Source organism: Streptomyces griseofuscus (genome assembly GCF_014673495.1).
Lineage (GTDB): Bacteria > Actinomycetota > Actinomycetes > Streptomycetales > Streptomycetaceae > Streptomyces > Streptomyces murinus.
The window spans coordinates 1,562,719-1,579,581 of record NZ_CP051006.1 but is presented as its reverse complement, the minus strand read 5'-3'; the positions used below and the strand labels follow the sequence as shown (position 1 = coordinate 1,579,581).

Below are 16,863 nucleotides of genomic sequence, written 5' to 3'. Positions count from 1 at the left end.
TACGGCTCTCAGATGTTCCGGAAACGGTTGATGGCGTCGATGTGCTCGGCCCGCAGCTCCTCGTCGCGCACGCCGAGGCCTTCCTCGGGGGCGAGGCACAGGACGCCGACCTTGCCCTGGTGCAGGTTGCGGTGGACGTCGTAGGCGGCCTGGCCGGTGTCCTCCAGGGAGTACACCTTCGACAGGGTCGGGTGGATCTTGCCCTTGGCGATGAGGCGGTTGGCCTCCCAGGCCTCGCGGTAGTTGGCGAAGTGCGAGCCGATGATCCGCTTCAGGGACATCCACAGGTAGCGGTTGTCGTACTCGTGCATATAGCCCGAGGTCGAGGCGCAGGTGGTGATGGTGCCGCCCTTGCGGGTGACGAAGACGCTGGCGCCGAAGGTCTCGCGGCCGGGGTGCTCGAAGACGATGTCGATGTCCTCGCCGCCGGTGAGCTCGCGGATGCGCTTGCCGAAGCGCTTCCACTCCTTGGGGTCCTGGGTGGTCTCGTCCTTCCAGAACTTGTAGCCCTCGGCGTTGCGGTCGATGATCGCCTCGGCGCCCATCGACCGGCAGATGTCCGCCTTCTGGTCGCTGGAGACGACACAGATCGGGTTGGCGCCACCGGCCAGCGCGAACTGCGTGGCGTACGAGCCGAGTCCGCCGCTCGCGCCCCAGATGAGGACGTTGTCGCCCTGCTTCATGCCGGCGCCGTTGCGGGACACCAGCTGCCGGTAGGCGGTGGAGTTGACCAGACCGGGGGCGGCGGCCTCCTCCCAGCTGAGGTGGCCCGGCTTCGGCATCAGCTGATTGGACTTGACCAGGGCGATCTCGGCGAGGCCGCCGAAGTTGGTCTCGAAGCCCCAGATGCGCTGCTCGGGGTCGAGCATCGTGTCGTTGTGGCCGTCGGAGGACTCCAGCTCCACCGAGAGGCAGTGGGCCACGACCTCGTCGCCGGGCTTCCAGGCGTTGACGCCGGGGCCGGTGCGCAGGACGACGCCCGCGAGGTCGGAGCCGATGATGTGGTACGGCAGGTCGTGGCGCTTGGCCAGCTCGTTGGTGCGGCCGTAGCGCTCCAGGAACCCGAACGTGGACAACGGCTCGAAGATCGAGGTCCACACCGAGTTGTAGTTGACCGAGGAGGCCATCACGGCCACCAGGGCCTCACCCGGCCCGAGCTCGGGCACGGGGACGTCGTCCAGGTGGATCGACTTGCGCGGGTCCTTGTCACGGGTCTTCAGGCCCGCGAACATCTCCGTCTCGTCCTTGTGCACGGTGATCGCCCGGTAGGACTCGGGGAGCGGCAGTGCGGCGAAGTCGGCGGACGTCGCGTCCTTCGACTGGATCGCGTCGAGAATGTCCTTCACGGTCACGGTATTGCCTCCGGCGGTGAGCGCCCTGAGGGAGGGGCGCTTGAGGTTTCGTCGGTGCTCTGGTGCGTGCTGCTGAGGGTGTGGTGAAAAGTGCCGTCGGTTCGGCTCGGTGGTGCTTCGGCAGCGCTTTGTGGCGCGGGAGGTTGCCTGTGACGCAGGCGTCCGGGCGCGCGGGCCATGAGGCTTGCGGGGACAGCCGGCGAACGAATGGTCGCTGCTCGCCGGCCGCCCGGACCTCTTCAACGTATGACACCGCGTGTCAGGTGACAAGGCACTGAGTGCCAGAAGTTCCTCTCAGATGAAATCTTTACGTAACAAATGAGCGATGATCGATCGAACGGCCTCCGAAATCCGCTGGAAAAGGGCCCCTGACATGGCAAAACGGCCACCCCGAAGGGTGGCCGTCATCACAGCGGCGGAGCAGGGTCGAGCAGCCGTGGAGCAGTGGCGGAGCGGGTTCAGCGCTCCTTCAGCGCCTCCTCGATGGTGCGCATGACCTCTTCGAGGGGGGCGTCGGTACGGGCGACGGTGACGAGCACCTCGCCGTGCGGGGACACCGTCGCCGGGGTGGTGGCGGCCGGCCGGGCGGCCGTGCTCCGTCCGGCGCCGATCCCGGTGCCGAAGGTCTTGCGGACGATCGCGAACGCGTGGTCGAGCTGCGCCTCCACATCGCCCCGGCCGTCCGCGCGCAGCCAGCGCCGCAGCACATGGTTGTGCGCGGTGACGACGGCGGAGGCGGCGACCTCGGCCAGCAACGGGTCGTCATTGGCGTCGTCCGCGTGCGCGCGCTCGTCGAAGTGGCCGAGCAGATAGCGGGTGAACAGGCGCTCGTAGCGGGCCACGGAGGCGATCTCGGCCTCGCGCAGGGTGGGCACCTCGCGCGTCAGCCGGTAACGGGCCACGGAGATGTCCGGGTGCGCCGCGTACATCCGCATGACCTCTTTGATGCCCCGGCACACCGTGTCGAGGGGGTGCTCGTGCGCCGGAGCGGCGTTGAGGACCGCCTCGGCGCGGACCAGGGTGTCGTCGTGGTCCGGGAAGATCGCCTCTTCCTTGGAGCGGAAGTGGCGGAAGAAGGTGCGGCGGGCGACCCCGGCCGCCGCCGCGATCTCGTCGACGGTGGTGGCCTCGTAGCCCTTGGTCGCGAACAGCTCCATGGCTGCGGCCGCCAGTTCTCGGCGCATCTTGAGCCGCTGGGCGGCGGCGCGACTGCCTGCGGCACTTTCCGGCGCGTCGGGCGTAGCTGGTGTACGTGAGGACTTGGCGGGCTGGGACATGACCCGAACGTACTGCATGGACGCGCTGCCATGCGCGGGAGTCCGGTTTGCCCCGCCAGGCCCCGAAGGGCCTGGCGGGGGAGCCATGGCGGGGTCGAGCAGCCCGCCCCAGTCCGTCTCCGCGTCCGTCGCCGCGGGGGACCAGTCGCCGACGCCGTCAGCGGCGGGCATACTCGCGGAAGCCGCGGCCGGTCTTGCGGCCGAGGCAGCCCGCGGCCACCAGATGCTCCAGGAGCGGGGCCGGGGCGAGACCGGGGTCGCGGAACTCACGGTGCAGCACCTTCTCGATGGCCAGCGAGACATCCAGACCGACCACGTCCAGCAGTTCGAACGGGCCCATCGGGTAGCCGCCGCCGAGCCGCATCGCCGCGTCGATGTCGTCCAGCGTCGCGTAGTGCTCCTCGACCATCTTCACCGCGTTGTTCAGGTACGGGAACAGCAGCGCGTTGACGATGAAGCCGGCCCGGTCGCCGCAGTCCACCGCGTGCTTGCGGATGGTGCGGCAGACCTCGCGGACGGTGGCGTGCACCTCGTCGGCGGTCAGCACCGTGCGCACGACCTCGACCAGCTTCATGGCCGGGGCCGGGTTGAAGAAGTGCATGCCGATCACGTCCTGCGGGCGCGAGGTGGCGCGGGCGCAGGCGACGACGGGCAGCGAGGAGGTCGTGGTGGCGAGCACCGCGCCGGGCTTGCAGACCTTGTCCAGCGCCTGGAAGAGCTGCCGCTTGACCTCCAGGTCCTCGGCGACCGCCTCGACGGCCAGGTCGACGTCCGCGAACGCGTCGTAGGAACCGGCCGGGGTGATCCGCTCCAGAGTCTGGGCGGCCGCCTCGGCGGTCAGCCGGCCCTTGTCCACGGAGCGCGCCAGCGACTTGCCGATCCGGGCCTTGGCCGCCTCGGCCTTCTCCTCGCTGCGCGCGGCCAGGACGACGTCGTAGCCCGCCTTGGCGAACACCTCGGCGATGCCGGAGGCCATGGTGCCGGAGCCGGCGACGCCCACCGAGCGGACCTCGCGGCCCGCGACGCCCGCGCCGTCCGCCGCCGGGGTCAGCGGGTCCGGCACCACGGTGGCGCTGCCCGGCGCCTCGTAGGTGTAGAAGCCGCGCCCGGACTTGCGGCCGGTCAGGCCCGCCTCGCTGAGCTGCTTGAGGATCGGGGCGGGGGCGTGCAGCCGGTCGCGGGACTCGGCGTACATGGCGTCAAGGACGGTGCGCGCGGTGTCGATGCCGATCAGGTCGAGCAGCGCCAGCGGGCCCATCGGCAGACCGCAGCCCAGCCGCATCGCCGCGTCGATGTCCTCGCGGGAGGCGTAGCGGGCCTCGTACATCGCGGCGGCCTGGTTGAGGTAGCCGAACAGCAGGCCGTCGGCGACGAAGCCGGGGCGGTCGCCGACCGCGACGGGCTCCTTGCCCAGGTCGAGGGCGAGGTTTGTGACGGCGGCGACGACCTGCGGCGCGGTCAGCACCGAGGAGACGACCTCCACCAGCTTCATGGCCGGGGCCGGGTTGAAGAAGTGCAGGCCGAGCACGCGCTCGGGGCGGGCCGAGTCGGCGGCGAGCCGGGTCACCGACAGCGCGTTGGTGCCGGTGGCGAGGATGGTCTCCGGGCGGACGACGCCGTCCAGTTCACGGAAGATCTGGTGCTTGATCTCGTAGGACTCCGGGACCACCTCGATCACCAGGTCGGCGTCGGCCGCCGCGGTCAGATCGGTGGCGGTGCGCAGCCGGGCGAGGGCGTCCGTGCGCTCCGCCTCGGTCAGCCGGCCGCGCTCGACGGAGCGGGCGGTGGACGCCTCCAGGGCGGCCAGCGCGCGGGCGGCCTGGGCCTCGTCGACGTCGATGCCGACGACCTCGCGGCCGGCCTGCACGAGGACCTCGGTGATGCCGGTGCCCATCGTGCCGAGGCCGACGACGGCGATCTTCTTGAGGGACAGAGGGGTGTCGGACAGGGGAGTGGCCATCGCGGGACTCCAGGTATGAGGGTGACGACGAGGAAGCGCCGGGTGCGCCGAAGGCGCACCACGGAGCGCGAAGGAGTGCGGGTGTTGCCGGGCTGACGAGCGCACACGCCCGGTACCGGTGCCGACGGGCGTGCACACGCCCGTCGTTGGCGATGTCTTCCGACCGGCTCTGTCCCAAGCCGGGTCGTACTCGCGGTACTTGGCGCACGAGGCGCACATGACGTACCGAATCGTTCCTTGCCCGCGACGGCCGCGTCACCAGACCGTCACCAGCGGAGTGCGAGAGGGTTGCTCGCTCGTATGAGCTTAACCGGTGGGTAACGAGCGCGCCAGTCCCCCGAAGGGTTCTTTGTGTGCGAGGTGCCTCCCGTTGCCCCCGCAACATGCTTAACCTGATGCCGTGGACGAAGAGTTGCGATCGGTCACGGAACGCTTACGGCAGGAATCGGGAGGCTCGGCGGCCTTCGACGCCCTGCTGGCGACCGAGGACCTGGACGAACTGGCGGAGGTCCTCACCGCGCCCGGACAGCCGCTGTGGGCCAGGGAGTTGGCCGCCTTCCGGCTCGGCCGCGCGGGCGACCGGCGCGCCTTCGAGTCCCTGGTGCTCCTCCTCAACCATCGCGACCCCCCGCGCTGCGCCGGCGCCGCGCACGCGCTGGCCCGGCTCGGCGACCCCCGCACCGCCCGCGCGGCCGCCGCCCTCGCCACCAATGAACTCCGTGTCGCCTACGCCCTGCACCCGGTACGGCTCCTCGTCGTGCTGCGCGCCCCCGAGTCCGTGCCCGCGCTGATCACCACCCTGGAGCGCCGGCTGCGCCCGCACGATCCGTACCGGCGGGTCTCCCTCGCCTGTGTGGAGGGCCTCGGCATCCTCGGCGACGGCCGCGCCCGGCGCGTCCTCACGGAGGCTCTCGCCCATCCGGCGCTCGCGGAGGCGGCGGTGCACGCGCTGGCCCGGCTGCCCAAGGAGCGGCGGACCGGCTGACGGAGCGGGGCGGGCGCTCGGGCCGATCGGGGCCCGGTGGCGGGCGCGGCCTGGTCGGGCTCCGGCGACGGGCGTGACCTGAACGGGCCCTGGTGACGGGCGTGGCCTTCGGGCTCCGGTGGCGGAGGTGGCCTGATCGGGCTCCGGTGGCGGGGGCGGGTGACGGCGGGCCGGGCGGTTCGGCGCCCGGCCCGCGGCTTGTGCGATCACACGGCTCGGGCGATCAGGGCCAGTACGCGGTGCACGCCCGGTGCCCGGCGTGCCGCCCGCAGGCCTGCGCCTCCAGATGCCAGCCCTTGCCGTGCACATACTTGACCGCGCGGGTGTTCTGCGTGCCGCCCGAGTGCACGGTCGCCGAGCAGACACCGAAGTCCGCCCACGAGCCGTAGTCGACATCCCACTCCAGGGCGACCGGGTCGCCCTTGCTCGCGCCGGAGACCGCCGCCCACACGTAGTACGGCGCGCCCTGCTTCGCGTTGCCGTAGCGCACCTTGACCGTGGCCCCGCCGATCCGCAGGGTCGGGCCGGTGTGCCGACGGCCGCTCGGGATCCGGGTGTTGGGATCGATGCTCGTACCGCAGGAGGCCGCGGCGCCGGCCGGTCGCGCGCTCTGGGCGGCCGTCGCGGTCGCCGCCGACGCGGCGGCCAGCACCGCCACACCGGCCATCGCGGCCACCACGCCCCTGGACTTGATCACCATGCGGCTGCCCCCTCCTGCCGACTGCGCGATGTCACTGATCGCTGACACACCATGCGCACAGTGGCCCGAGGTCGAGGTTGACAGGCGCCCGGGGGAGTGGGCAAGGAGCAGTGGGGGCATGCCCCGCGCGCCGCCCCCGCGCATCCGGCGCGCGGGCGGCGATCAGCTGTCTTTCATACGGCGGACATCGTCCTGGTCCCATGCCGCGGTGTCCCGGGGCTCGGCGTACGGCGCGTCGGACTCGGGCGGATAGCCACCGGCGATGGCCCGCTGCCGGGCGGTCTCGGCGTCGAACTCCAGGCCCAAGAGGATCGCCAGATTGGTGATCCAGAGCCAGATCAGGAAGATGATGACGCCGGCCATGGCGCCGTAGGTCTTGTTGTACGACGAGAAGTTCGCCACATAGAGCGCGAAGCCGGCGGAGGCCGCCATCCAGATGAGCAGGGCCAGAAGGCTGCCCGGGGTGATCCACCGAAAGCCCCTGACCTTGGCGTTCGGGCAGGCCCAGTACAGAACGGCGATCATCAGGACGACCAGGAGGACCAGCACCGGCCACTTGGCGATCGACCAGGCGGTGAGCGCGGCGTCCCCCATGTGCAGCGACTGCCCGACGTGCCGGGCCAGGCCGCCGCTGAAGACCACGATCACGGAGCAGACCAGCGCGATCAGCATCAGCACCACGGTGACGCCGAGGCGTACCGGCAGCACCTTCCAGATCGGGCGGCCCTCCGGCACGTCGTAGACGGCGTTCGCGGTGCGGATGAAGGCGGCGACATATCCGGACGCCGACCACAGGGCCAGCACGATGCCCACGATCGCCAGGATCGAGCCGGTCCCGGCGCTGTTCTGCAACTGCTCCACGGTGCGGGTGAGCACGTCCCGCGCCGAGCCGGGGGCGAGCTGCCGGATGCTGTGCAGCAGCCGGTCGGTGGTCGAACGCCCGGTGATGCCGAGCAGCGCCAGCAGCACCAGCAGCGCGGGGAACAGGGCGAGCACCGAGTAGTAGGTCAGCGCCGCGGCCCGGTCGGTCAGCTCGTCCTTCTTGAACTCCTTGAGGCTCCCCTTGAGCACGGCTCTCCACGCGGCCTTCGGCAGCTGTGTCGGCGACCGCGGCGCCCTCTCCTCCACCTCCCGCCCCGGCCCGGCCTCCTCGGGCGACGGCACCCGAGCGTCTGGCTCGCCGCCGTCACGGTCCCTGCGTCCTGGAAGATGCGGTTTCTCCATGGGGGGCGAGTACCCCGAAGTCGGCGCGGAGTCATGGGGCAAAGCGGAGGTTGCCCCGGTCGGCGGCGGGGGCTCGGCCGGGGCGGGCGGCGCCGGGGTCAGGCCGTGGTGGGCCCGGTGTCCGGGAGCACTGCCAGTGCCTCGATCTCCATCAAGAAGTCCGGGGAGACCAGGCCGGCCACCTGGATCGCGGAGGAGGCCGGGAGGCGGTCGTCGGGTATGTGGGCGCTACGGGCGGCGCGAACGGCCGGCATATGGGCCATGTCGGTGACGAAGTACGTCAGCTTCACCACATGCTCGAACCCCGCGCCCGCCGCGGTCAGACAGCGGTCCAGGTTCTCGAAGACCTGGCGGGCCTGGGCCGCCGGGTCGCCGGGGCCGACCAGCTTGCCGTCCTCGTCCAGGGCCAGCTGGCCGGAGACGGCGACGAGGCGGCCCGTCGCCGTCACCACATGGCTGTACTGCGCCGCCGGCGCGACACCCGCGGGGGCGCTGATCCTGATCGGTTCGCTCATGAACCCCATCATGGACCACCCCACCGACAACGCCCGCGCGGAGCGGGTCACTTGGCGATGCCCCGGCCGCCCCCCTGCGGCACCCTCAGCTCCGGAACCCCAGCAGGCCGTGCAGGATCGAGCCGCGCGAGGCCGTCGACGCCGCCTTGGACGCCAGCGGCGTCGGGTCCGGGGACTTGGCGCAGACCGCGTCGGCCGGGCCGGAGGAGCGGGGGACCTTGCCGTCGGCCAGGTAGGCGGCGAGGTAGCCGTCCAGGCACGCGTTGCCGCTCAGGGTGATGCCGTGGTTCCCGCCGCCCTGTTCGACCACCAGGCTGGAGCCGGTCAGCAGCCGGTGGGCCGCGACGCCGCCGGCGTACGGGGTGGCCGCGTCGTCCGTGGCCTGGAAGAGCAGCGTCGGCGGCAGCTCGGCGTTGGCCACGCTCGGCTGCTGGGCGCGACCCGTCGGCCAGTACATGCACGGCGCGTTGTACCAGGTGTTGTTCCAGGCCATGAACGGCGACTTCCCGTACACCGCGTCGGCGTCCTGCCGCCAGCGCGCCCAGTCGCGCGGCCAGGCGGTGTCCCCGCACTGCACGGCCGTGTACACGCTGTAGCCGTTGTCGCCGGAGGAGTCCACCCCGGCGAAGTCCTCGTACACCTCCACCAGCGGCTCGGTCTTCTTGTCATGGACGTAGGAGGCGAACGCCTCGGCGAGATACGGCCAGTAGCCGTTGTAGTAGCCGCCGGGGATGAACGTGTCCTCCAGCTCGGCCGCGCCCACCTTCCCCCCGGCCGGCTTCTTCGCCAGGGCCGCGCGCATCGCGTACCAGTCGGCCTCGACCTTCGCGGGGTCCTTGCCGAGCCCGTACGTCGCGTCGTACTTGGCGATCCAGGCCATCAGCGCGCGGTGCCGGTCGTCGAAGGCCCGCTCCTGGCCGATGTTGTCCGCGTACCAGACCCCGGTCGGATCGACGATCGAGTCCAGCACCAGCCTGCGGACCCGCTCGGGGTGCAGCTTGGCGTACACCGCGCCGAGGTAGGTGCCGTACGAGTAGCCGAAGTAGCTGATCCGGGACGTGCCGAGGGCCTCGCGGATGCTGTCCATGTCCTGCGCGCTGCTGACGGTGTCCATGTACGGCAGTACGTCGCCGTACCGTTTGCCGCACTCCGCGGCGAAGGACCGCGCGCGCCCCAGGTTCGCCTGTTCGAGCGCGGCTGTGTCCGGCACGGTGTCCGGACGCACCGGCTTGAAATGGCCGGGCACGCAGTCGAGGGCCGGGCTGCTGCGGCCGACCCCGCGCGGGTCGAAGCCGATGACGTCGTACCGCGCCGCCACGGCCTTCGGCAGCGCCGAGGCCACGAACCCGGCGAGCGTGAGCCCGCTGCCGCCGGGGCCGCCGGGGTTGACCAGCAGCGGGCCCTGGGAGGCCGCCGCGGTGTGCGGGACGCGGGACAGGGCGAGCGTGATCTGGCGGCCCGCCGGGTTCGCGTGGTCCAGCGGCACCTTCAGCGACGCGCACTCCAGCGTCGGGTAGTCGTCGGTGGCGCACTTCTTCCAGGTGAGCGGCGCGGGCGCGGCGGCCCGCGCCGGGGCTCCGGTGACCGAGCCCGCCAGGACGGCGGCGGCCGCGCACAGCACGGCTGCGCGTCTTCTCATGGGTCCTCCCGGGACGGAGAGGTCGAGCGGACCGCGCGATCGCGGTCCTCGCCGCATCGTCCCGATGCGGGGCCCCTGGAGAACGTGTTGCGCCGATAGTTGACCCTATTGCCCGCGCGAAGCCCTCGAACGCTCCCGCGGGGGGCCTCACATCAGCGTGAGCTGCGTCGGCTCGGCCGCCTCGGGCACCGGCGCGGGCCGTGCCGGGCGGATCCGGCGGGACGCGCCCGCGCGCGTGGGCCCGATGCCGTACTCCCGCGCCAGCTCGTGCACCTGACGGGTGATCCGGCGCTGGTACCAGGTCGGCGCGTAGGACCCGCCGGCGTACATCCGCTCGTAGCGGCGCACCAGATACGGGTGGTGCTCGGCCAGCCAGGCCATGAACCACTCCCGCGCGCCGGGCCGCAGATGCAGCACCAGCGGGGTCACCGAGGTCGCCCCGGCCGCCGCGATGGCCGCGACGGTCGCCCGCAGCTGCTCCGGGTCATCGCTCAGGAACGGGATCACCGGCGCCATCAGGACACCGCAGCCGATGCCGTGCTCGCCGAGGGCGCGTACGACGTCCAGCCGCCGCTCGGGCGCGGGCGTGCCCGGCTCCACGGTGCGCCACAGCTCGCTGTCCAGGAAGCCGACCGAGACCGAGATCCCGACGTCCGTCACCTCGGCCGCGCGCACCAGCAGGTCCAGATCGCGCAGGATGAGCGTGCCCTTGGTCAGGATCGAGAACGGGTTCGCGTGCTCGGTGAGGGCGGAGATGACGCCCGGCATCAGCCGGTAGCGGCCCTCGGCGCGCTGGTAGCAGTCGACGTTCGTGCCCATCGCCACATGGTCGCCGCGCCAGCGGCCGGAGCCCAGCTGGCGGCGCAGCACCTCAGGGGCGTTCACCTTGACCACGATCTGGGTGTCGAAACCGATGCCCGTGTCCAGATCCAGATAGCCGTGCGTCTTGCGCGCGAAGCAGTACACACACGCGTGCGAGCAGCCCCGGTACGGGTTCACCGTCCACTCGAACGGCATCCGCGAGGCGCCCGGCACCCGGTTGAGCACCGAGCGCGCCCGGACCTCGTGGAAGGTGATCCCGCGGAACTCGGGCGTGTCGAACGTACGGGTGGTCACGGCGTCCGCGCCGAACAGCGCGGCGTCGGGGGTCCGGCCGTGTTCGACGGGCTCGTCGGTGAGGTTGTCCCAGCGCATGAGCCGTCCTCCTCGGTAGCACTCGCCGCCACAATAGAACATCTGTTCCCATGATCGTGCGCACCCGGAGCCGCACCCCGACACACCCCCCGATTTGGGCGGCCGGGACCCGGGGTGGTTGGCTTTTCCCAACCCCGAGCAATCAGGTCCTGGAGGAACGCAATGGCGCAGGTCGAGGCCACTACGGAGCGGGTCGTCGCGGCGGACGCGGAGAAGGTGCTCGACGCCCTCGCCGACTACCGCGGCACCCGGCAGAAGCTGCTGCCCGAGCAGTTCAGCGAGTACGAGGTGCGCGAGGGCGGCGACGGCGAGGGCACCCTCGTCCACTGGAAACTCCAGGCCACCAGCAAGCGGGTGCGTGACTGCCTGCTGGAGGTGAGCGAGCCCACCGACGGCGAACTGGTCGAGAAGGACCGCAACTCCTCCATGGTGACCACCTGGCGCGTCACCCCCGCCGGCGAGGGCAAGGCCCGCGTCGTCGTCACCAGCACCTGGAAGGGCGCCGGCGGCATCGGCGGCTTCTTCGAGCGGACCTTCGCCCCCAAGGGCCTCGGCCGTATCTACGACGCCGTGCTCGCCCGGCTCGCCACCGAGGTCGAGAAGTAGTCCCAACCTCCGCGCGGTGAAGGGGCGTTGGGCCCTCTCAGGGGTCGCCCCTTCACCGGTTCGAGTGGAAGTCCCGTCCACCGGGAACCGCCCCGTAACCCACCGCTGTTGTTCGTAGTTGTCGCCTCGCGCGAGAAATTGCACGGGTACGGCAGCCGCGTTGACGGCGACGAGGGGAGCGGCACGTGGGCGGGACGACTCTGGTGGATCACGACACGCTCGTGCTGCTGCCCACGGCCCGGAAGGCACCCGCCGAGGGCGCCCCGGCAAAGCCCCCGGCGGACGGCGCGGAGCACAGCACGGCGGGCGGCCCCGGGGCTCCGGCGCCCGGCCCCGCCGCCGGGCTGAGCCCGCGCCGGGTGCGGCTGGTCTTCCTCGGGCTGATGCTGGCGATGCTGCTGGCCGCCCTCGACCAGATGATCGTCGCCACCGCCCTGCCCAAGGTGGTCGGCGAACTCCACGGCCTGGACCGGATGTCCTGGGCGATCACCGCCTATCTGCTGACCTCCACCGTGGGCCTGCCGCTGTACGGAAAGCTCGGCGACCTCTTCGGCCGCAAGGGCGTCTTCCTGTTCGCCATCGCGGTCTTCGTCCTCGGCTCCGCGCTCGCCGGACGGGCGGGCAGCATGGACCAGTTGATCGGCTACCGCGCGCTCCAGGGCGTCGGCGCGGGCGGGCTCATGATCGGTGTGCAGGCGATCATCGCCGACATCGTGCCGCCCCGCCAGCGCGGCCGCTACATGGGCCTGATCGGCGCGGCCTTCGGCGTCGCCTCCGTCGCCGGCCCCCTGCTCGGCGGCTACTTCACCGACCATCTCTCCTGGCGCTGGTGCTTCTACGTCAACGTCCCCTTCGGACTGGTCACGTTCGCCTTGGTCGCCACCGTCCTCAAGCTGCCCAGGCCCGAAGTGCGCGGTCGCCTGGACGTGTTGGGCTCCCTGCTGCTGGCCGCCGCGTCGACGTGCCTGGTGCTGCTGACCAGTTGGGGCGGCACCGAGTACGCGTGGGGGTCCCGGCAGATCCTCGGCCTCGGCGCGGGCGCGCTCGCCGCCACCGTGCTCTTCCTGGTCGCCGAGCGCTTCGCCGCCGAACCCCTCATCCCGCTGCGGCTGTTCCGCGACTCCGTCTTCAACGTCACCGCTCTGGTCGGCCTCGTCATCGGTGTCGCCCTGTTCGGCGCGGCCAGCTATCTGCCGACCTTCTTCCAGATGGTCGACGGGGCCAGCGCCACCGGCTCCGGGCTGCTGATGCTGCCCATGACGGCCGGCATCGTGGTGGCCTCCCTGCTCTCCGGCCAGCTCATCAGCCACACCGGGCGCTACAAGATCTATCCCGTGCTCGGCGGCGCCGTCTCGGTCGCCGGCATGTGGCTGCTGTCCCGCCTCGACGCCGACACCTCCCGGCTCCAGTACAGCATCTGGATGGCCGTGCTCGGCGCGGGTATCGGCCTGGTGATGCCCGTCCTCGTCCTCGCCGTGCAGAACTCGGCGCGCCCCGCCGACCTCGGCACCGCCACCAGCGCCAACAACTACTTCCGGCAGATCGGCGGCAGCGTCGGCGCCGCCGTCTTCGGCACCCTCTTCGCGAACCGGCTCGCCCACGCCCTGCGCCGGGAACTCCCCCCGCGCGCCGGTGCCCGGCTGCCCGACCCCGAGTCGCTCACCCCGCAGCTGGTCCACGCCCTGCCCCAGGCCCTGCGCGACGCCTACGTCCGCGCGTACGCCGACGCCATGCCCCGGATCTTCCTGTACCTGGTCCCGGTGCTCGTCCTCGGCCTCCTCATCGCCTTCTTCCTCAAGGAGAAACCCCTGGTGTCCCACCACGCCACCGAATCCGACCCCGACAGCGCGCACACCTCCCTCCCGCACCCGCGTTCGTACGCCGCCGGGATCCCGGTGTGCGGCACCGTGCAGCACCCCGACGGCACCGTGGTGCCCCGCGCCGCGCTCACCCTCATCGACGTCACCGGCCGGCAGATCGGCCGGGGCGCGAGCGGCGACGACGGGCGGTACGCGCTGAGCACCCCCGGCTCCGGGTCGTACGTCCTGATCGCCGCCGCCGGAGGGCATCAGCCGCAGGCCGTCTCCGTCACCGTCGGCGAGCGGCCCGTGGAGCTCGATGTCGTCCTCGGCGGCGCCGGACGCCTCGCGGGCAGCGTGCTCACCGCCGACGGCAGCCCCGTGCGGGACGCCACCGTCACGCTCACCAATGTGCACGGCGAGGTCGTCGCCACCACCCGCAGCGGCCGCGAGGGCGGCTACGTCATCACCGAGCTGGTCGCGGGTGAGTACACCCTCGCCGCCAGCGCGCCCGCCTTCCGTCCGGCCGCCCTGCCGGTCAGCGTGCAGGCGTCCCGGGAGACCCGGCAGGACGTCGAACTCGCGGGCGGCGCCGTGCTGCGGGGCGTCGTACGGGCGAGCGGGGGACGGGTCGTGGAGGACGCCCGGGTCACTCTTCTCGATGCCGCGGGCAATGTCGTGGACACCCTCACCACCGGAGCGGACGGAGCCTTCCGGTTCGTGGATCTGTCCTCCGGCGAGTACACGGTCATCGCCGCGGGTTACCCGCCGGTCGCCACGGTTCTCCAGGTCGCGGGCGGGGGCCGGACGGAACGGGACCTCCAGCTGGGGCACGAGGACTGACCCGGCGCCCGCCCGGGTGCCGGGCCGCGGGCCGGTGCGATCATGTGAAACCAATTCCCGGATTGCCACACATCGCCACCGGCCGCCCCCGTACCGTAGTGGCCAGCGGCACAGATCGTTTGCGAACAGCCGTGGGGAGAAGGGGCCTGGGCCATGGAGCGTGGCAGCGAGCGGGACGCGACTCCCGGGCGCGGCGCCGCCGACACCGACGCGGGCCGGATTCCGCTTGCCGTGATCGTCGTGGACCGCGGCGGCCTGGTGTCCCACTGGAGCAGCGGGGCACGGCGGTTGTTCGGCGTGACCCGCGAGGAAGCCGTCGGACGCCCCGCGGGCGATCTGCTGCCGGTCTCCGGCGCCCTCCCCGACCAACTCAGGGGCGAGCCCATGCCGGACGCCTACGAGGCGTACGACGGGGAGCCGAACGGCGCCGCGGGGTACGGCGGTTCGGGTGACGACGACCTGGGCCCGGGCCCCGATCTGGAGGCTTCCCTCGGCGGACAGACCTCCTTCGCCACGGCCGGCCGCGCCCGCCTCTCCACACCCCGGCGGCTTGAGTCGGACGACGGGCCGCTCCCGGAAGGCGACTCGGCGCCCGACACCGAGCGTCTCGATGTGCTGTGGTGGGCCTACCCGTTGGTCGGCCCCGGACCCGCGCGGCTGCTGGTGCTCGCCGCCGACGCCGTCCGGCTGCGCGAGGAGCGCGGCCACGACGACGAGACCGCCGAACGCATCGCGCCCGGCTTCGCCCGCCACACCGAGCTGCCCGCCTTCGACGAACTGGAACGGCGGCTGCCGGAGATCCTGCCCAACATGGGCCCGGGACTCAGCGGCCGCATCGTCTCCCAGGTCCTCGAACTCGGGTATCCCGTCCTGGAGTTCAGCCAGTTCGAACGGGTCCCGGTGACCCCGTACTGGGGCGTGCCCCGCCGTCTCGGCCGCGCCTTCGCCAAGGCCGCCGAGGACGTCGTACCGCGTCAGCGCACCCCCGTCGTGCGCACCGTACCCCTGGGTGCCGAACGGGACCTGGAGTACGCCGCCGTCCGTGAACGCCTCGAATTCCTCAACGAGGTCAGCTCCGGCATCGGCTCCTCCCTCGACCTCGGTGAGACCATCCGCGAGGTCACCAGCGCCGCCGTGCCCCGTTTCGCCGACTTCGCCGGCACCCATCTGCGCGCGGCCGTCCTCGCGGGCGAGGGCTTCCCGGACGGCCCGCCGGACGCCAGCACCGTCATGTTCCGCGTGTGGGTCGAGCACAATGACGAACCGGGCCGCTGGGACGACACCGTGCCGGTCGGCGAGGCCTTCGCCTTCCCCGAGCACACCCCGTTCTACCAGTGCATGAGCACCGGCGAGCCGGTGCTCGTCCCGAAGGTCACCGACGAGTTGTCCGAGCGGATCTCCGGGCAGTTCGAGAAGCGCGACCTCAGGCCGCTGATCGGCGGCCGCTCGCTGCTGATCGTGCCGCTCAAGGCGCGCAATGTCGTCCTCGGCTTCATGGTGCTGATGCGCCGCCCCGACCGGCCCGAGTTCGACGACATGGACCGCACCACCGGCGCCGAACTCGCCGCCCGCGCCGGCCTCGTGCTCGACAACGCGCGCATGTACACATACCAGGAGAACGTCGCCGACACCCTCCAGGACAGCATGCTCCCGCAGGTCACCCCGCGGATGGCCGGCTGCGACGTGGCCACCCGCTACCTCCCGGGCACCCTGCTCGGGCGGATCGGCGGCGACTGGTTCGACACCATCAAACTGTCCGGCTCCCGTACCGCCCTCGTGGTCGGCGACGTCATGGGCCACGGCCTCAACTCGGCCGCGATGATGGGCCAGTTGCGCACCGCCGTACAGACCATGGCCACGATGGAGACCCCGCCCGCCCAACTCCTGCGCAATCTGGACGACCTGGCACGCCGGCTCGGCGACAACTACCTCGCCACCTGTCTGTACGCGGTCTACGACCCGATCCGCGGCGAGGTCACCCTCGCCAACGCCGGACACATCCCGCCGGTGCTGGTGCGCGCCGAGGACGGCAGCAGCGAGCTGCTCGACCTGCCGACCGGGGCGCCCATCGGTGTCGGCGGCGTCCCCTTCGAGGCGGTCCGGATCAGGGTCGCGCCCGGGGACCGGCTGGTGCTGTGCACCGACGGACTGGTCGAGGTGCGCGGCTCGGACATCGGCGAGGGCCTCGCCGCGCTCTGCGAGTCCGCCGCGCATCCCGCCGCCTCCATGGACGACGCCTGCGACACCATCATCCGCGCCCTCAACACCCGGGGCGGCCGCAAGGACGACGTCGCCCTGCTCATGGCCCGGCTCAACGGCATCCCCGCCGAACACGTCGCCGACTGGCGGCTCGACAACGATGCCCGCGAGGTGGGCCGGGCCCGCCGCCTGGTCCGTGAGCAACTTCTCGCCTGGGGGCTGCCGGAGCCGGTGGAGACCGCGGAACTGCTGGTGAGCGAGGTGGTCACCAACGCCGTACGGCATGCCGAGGGCGACCGGATCGGGCTGCGGGTGGTGCGCACCGACGCGCTGCTGTTCGAGGTCACCGACGACGAGCCCACCCTGCCCGCGATGATAGCCGCCGGTCCCCGTGACGAGTACGGGCGCGGACTGCGCGTGGTCAGCAGGCTCGCCCGCGAATGGGGCGCGAGCGCCACCGGGCACCGTAAGACGGTCTGGTTCGAACAGTCGGTCACGGGAACCCACTGAACCGGCGAGAGCCGTCGGTACGTCCGGTGAAGGTGGCTCCCGGCCCTTGCCCGCGACCCG

Annotated in this window: 12 protein-coding genes; 4 read left to right on the top strand and 8 right to left on the bottom strand. The window is 72.0% G+C overall.

Annotated elements, in window-relative coordinates; all coding sequences use genetic code 11:
• Positions 1 to 8 precede the first annotated feature (8 nt).
• From ccrA to HEP81_RS06905, 3 genes are all read right to left on the bottom strand, one after another.
• Positions 9 to 1,346, bottom strand: a complete 1,338-nt coding sequence (gene ccrA, locus HEP81_RS06915) for a crotonyl-CoA carboxylase/reductase (protein WP_172624596.1) — start codon at positions 1,344 to 1,346, stop codon at positions 9 to 11.
• A 464-nt stretch (positions 1,347 to 1,810) separates the two neighbouring features.
• Complete coding sequence (locus HEP81_RS06910; RefSeq protein ID WP_243279302.1) at positions 1,811 to 2,629, bottom strand: TetR family transcriptional regulator; 819 nt, start codon at positions 2,627 to 2,629, stop codon at positions 1,811 to 1,813.
• A 157-nt stretch (positions 2,630 to 2,786) separates the two neighbouring features.
• Positions 2,787 to 4,589 carry a 3-hydroxyacyl-CoA dehydrogenase family protein gene (locus HEP81_RS06905; RefSeq protein WP_037654733.1) on the bottom strand — a complete coding sequence of 601 codons (1,803 nt, stop codon included), beginning with the start codon at positions 4,587 to 4,589 and terminating at the stop codon, positions 2,787 to 2,789.
• Positions 4,590 to 4,989: 400 nt separating this feature from the next.
• Here HEP81_RS06905 and HEP81_RS06900 point away from each other — a divergent pair, with 400 nt between their 5' ends.
• A complete protein-coding gene (locus HEP81_RS06900; protein WP_037654734.1) occupies positions 4,990 to 5,574 on the top strand; it encodes an adenylosuccinate lyase in 585 nt (194 codons plus the stop codon).
• Positions 5,575 to 5,797: 223 nt separating this feature from the next.
• Here the strand turns inward: HEP81_RS06900 and HEP81_RS06895 are convergent, their stop codons facing one another.
• From HEP81_RS06895 to HEP81_RS06875, 5 genes are all read right to left on the bottom strand, one after another.
• On the bottom strand, positions 5,798 to 6,274 hold the full coding sequence (locus HEP81_RS06895; RefSeq protein ID WP_037654735.1) for a hypothetical protein: 477 nt from the start codon (positions 6,272 to 6,274) through the stop codon (positions 5,798 to 5,800).
• 162 nt (positions 6,275 to 6,436) lie between these two features.
• Entirely contained in the window at positions 6,437 to 7,498 is a 1,062-nt protein-coding gene (locus HEP81_RS06890; RefSeq protein WP_037654737.1) for a YihY/virulence factor BrkB family protein, read from the bottom strand.
• Positions 7,499 to 7,596: 98 nt separating this feature from the next.
• The gene (locus HEP81_RS06885) at positions 7,597 to 8,013 is read right to left on the bottom strand and encodes a RidA family protein (RefSeq protein WP_037654739.1); all 417 of its coding nucleotides are present in this window, start codon (positions 8,011 to 8,013) and stop codon (positions 7,597 to 7,599) included.
• 85 nt (positions 8,014 to 8,098) lie between these two features.
• Entirely contained in the window at positions 8,099 to 9,652 is a 1,554-nt protein-coding gene (locus HEP81_RS06880; RefSeq protein WP_037654741.1) for an alpha/beta hydrolase, read from the bottom strand.
• A gap of 147 nt (positions 9,653 to 9,799) precedes the next feature.
• Positions 9,800 to 10,846: an Rv2578c family radical SAM protein gene (locus HEP81_RS06875; protein ID WP_037654742.1), complete on the bottom strand. Its 1,047-nt coding sequence runs from the start codon at positions 10,844 to 10,846 to the stop codon at positions 9,800 to 9,802.
• Between the two features lie 162 nt (positions 10,847 to 11,008).
• On the opposite strand from HEP81_RS06875, the gene HEP81_RS06870 reads away from it, so the two are divergent.
• From HEP81_RS06870 to HEP81_RS06860, 3 genes are all read left to right on the top strand, one after another.
• The gene (locus tag HEP81_RS06870) at positions 11,009 to 11,452 is read left to right on the top strand and encodes an SRPBCC family protein (protein WP_037654743.1); all 444 of its coding nucleotides are present in this window, start codon (positions 11,009 to 11,011) and stop codon (positions 11,450 to 11,452) included.
• A gap of 185 nt (positions 11,453 to 11,637) precedes the next feature.
• On the top strand, positions 11,638 to 14,094 hold the full coding sequence (locus HEP81_RS06865) for an MFS transporter (RefSeq protein WP_037654745.1): 2,457 nt from the start codon (positions 11,638 to 11,640) through the stop codon (positions 14,092 to 14,094).
• Between the two features lie 153 nt (positions 14,095 to 14,247).
• The gene (locus tag HEP81_RS06860) at positions 14,248 to 16,803 is read left to right on the top strand and encodes an ATP-binding SpoIIE family protein phosphatase (protein ID WP_037654746.1); all 2,556 of its coding nucleotides are present in this window, start codon (positions 14,248 to 14,250) and stop codon (positions 16,801 to 16,803) included.
• The last annotated feature ends 60 nt before the right edge of the window (positions 16,804 to 16,863 follow it).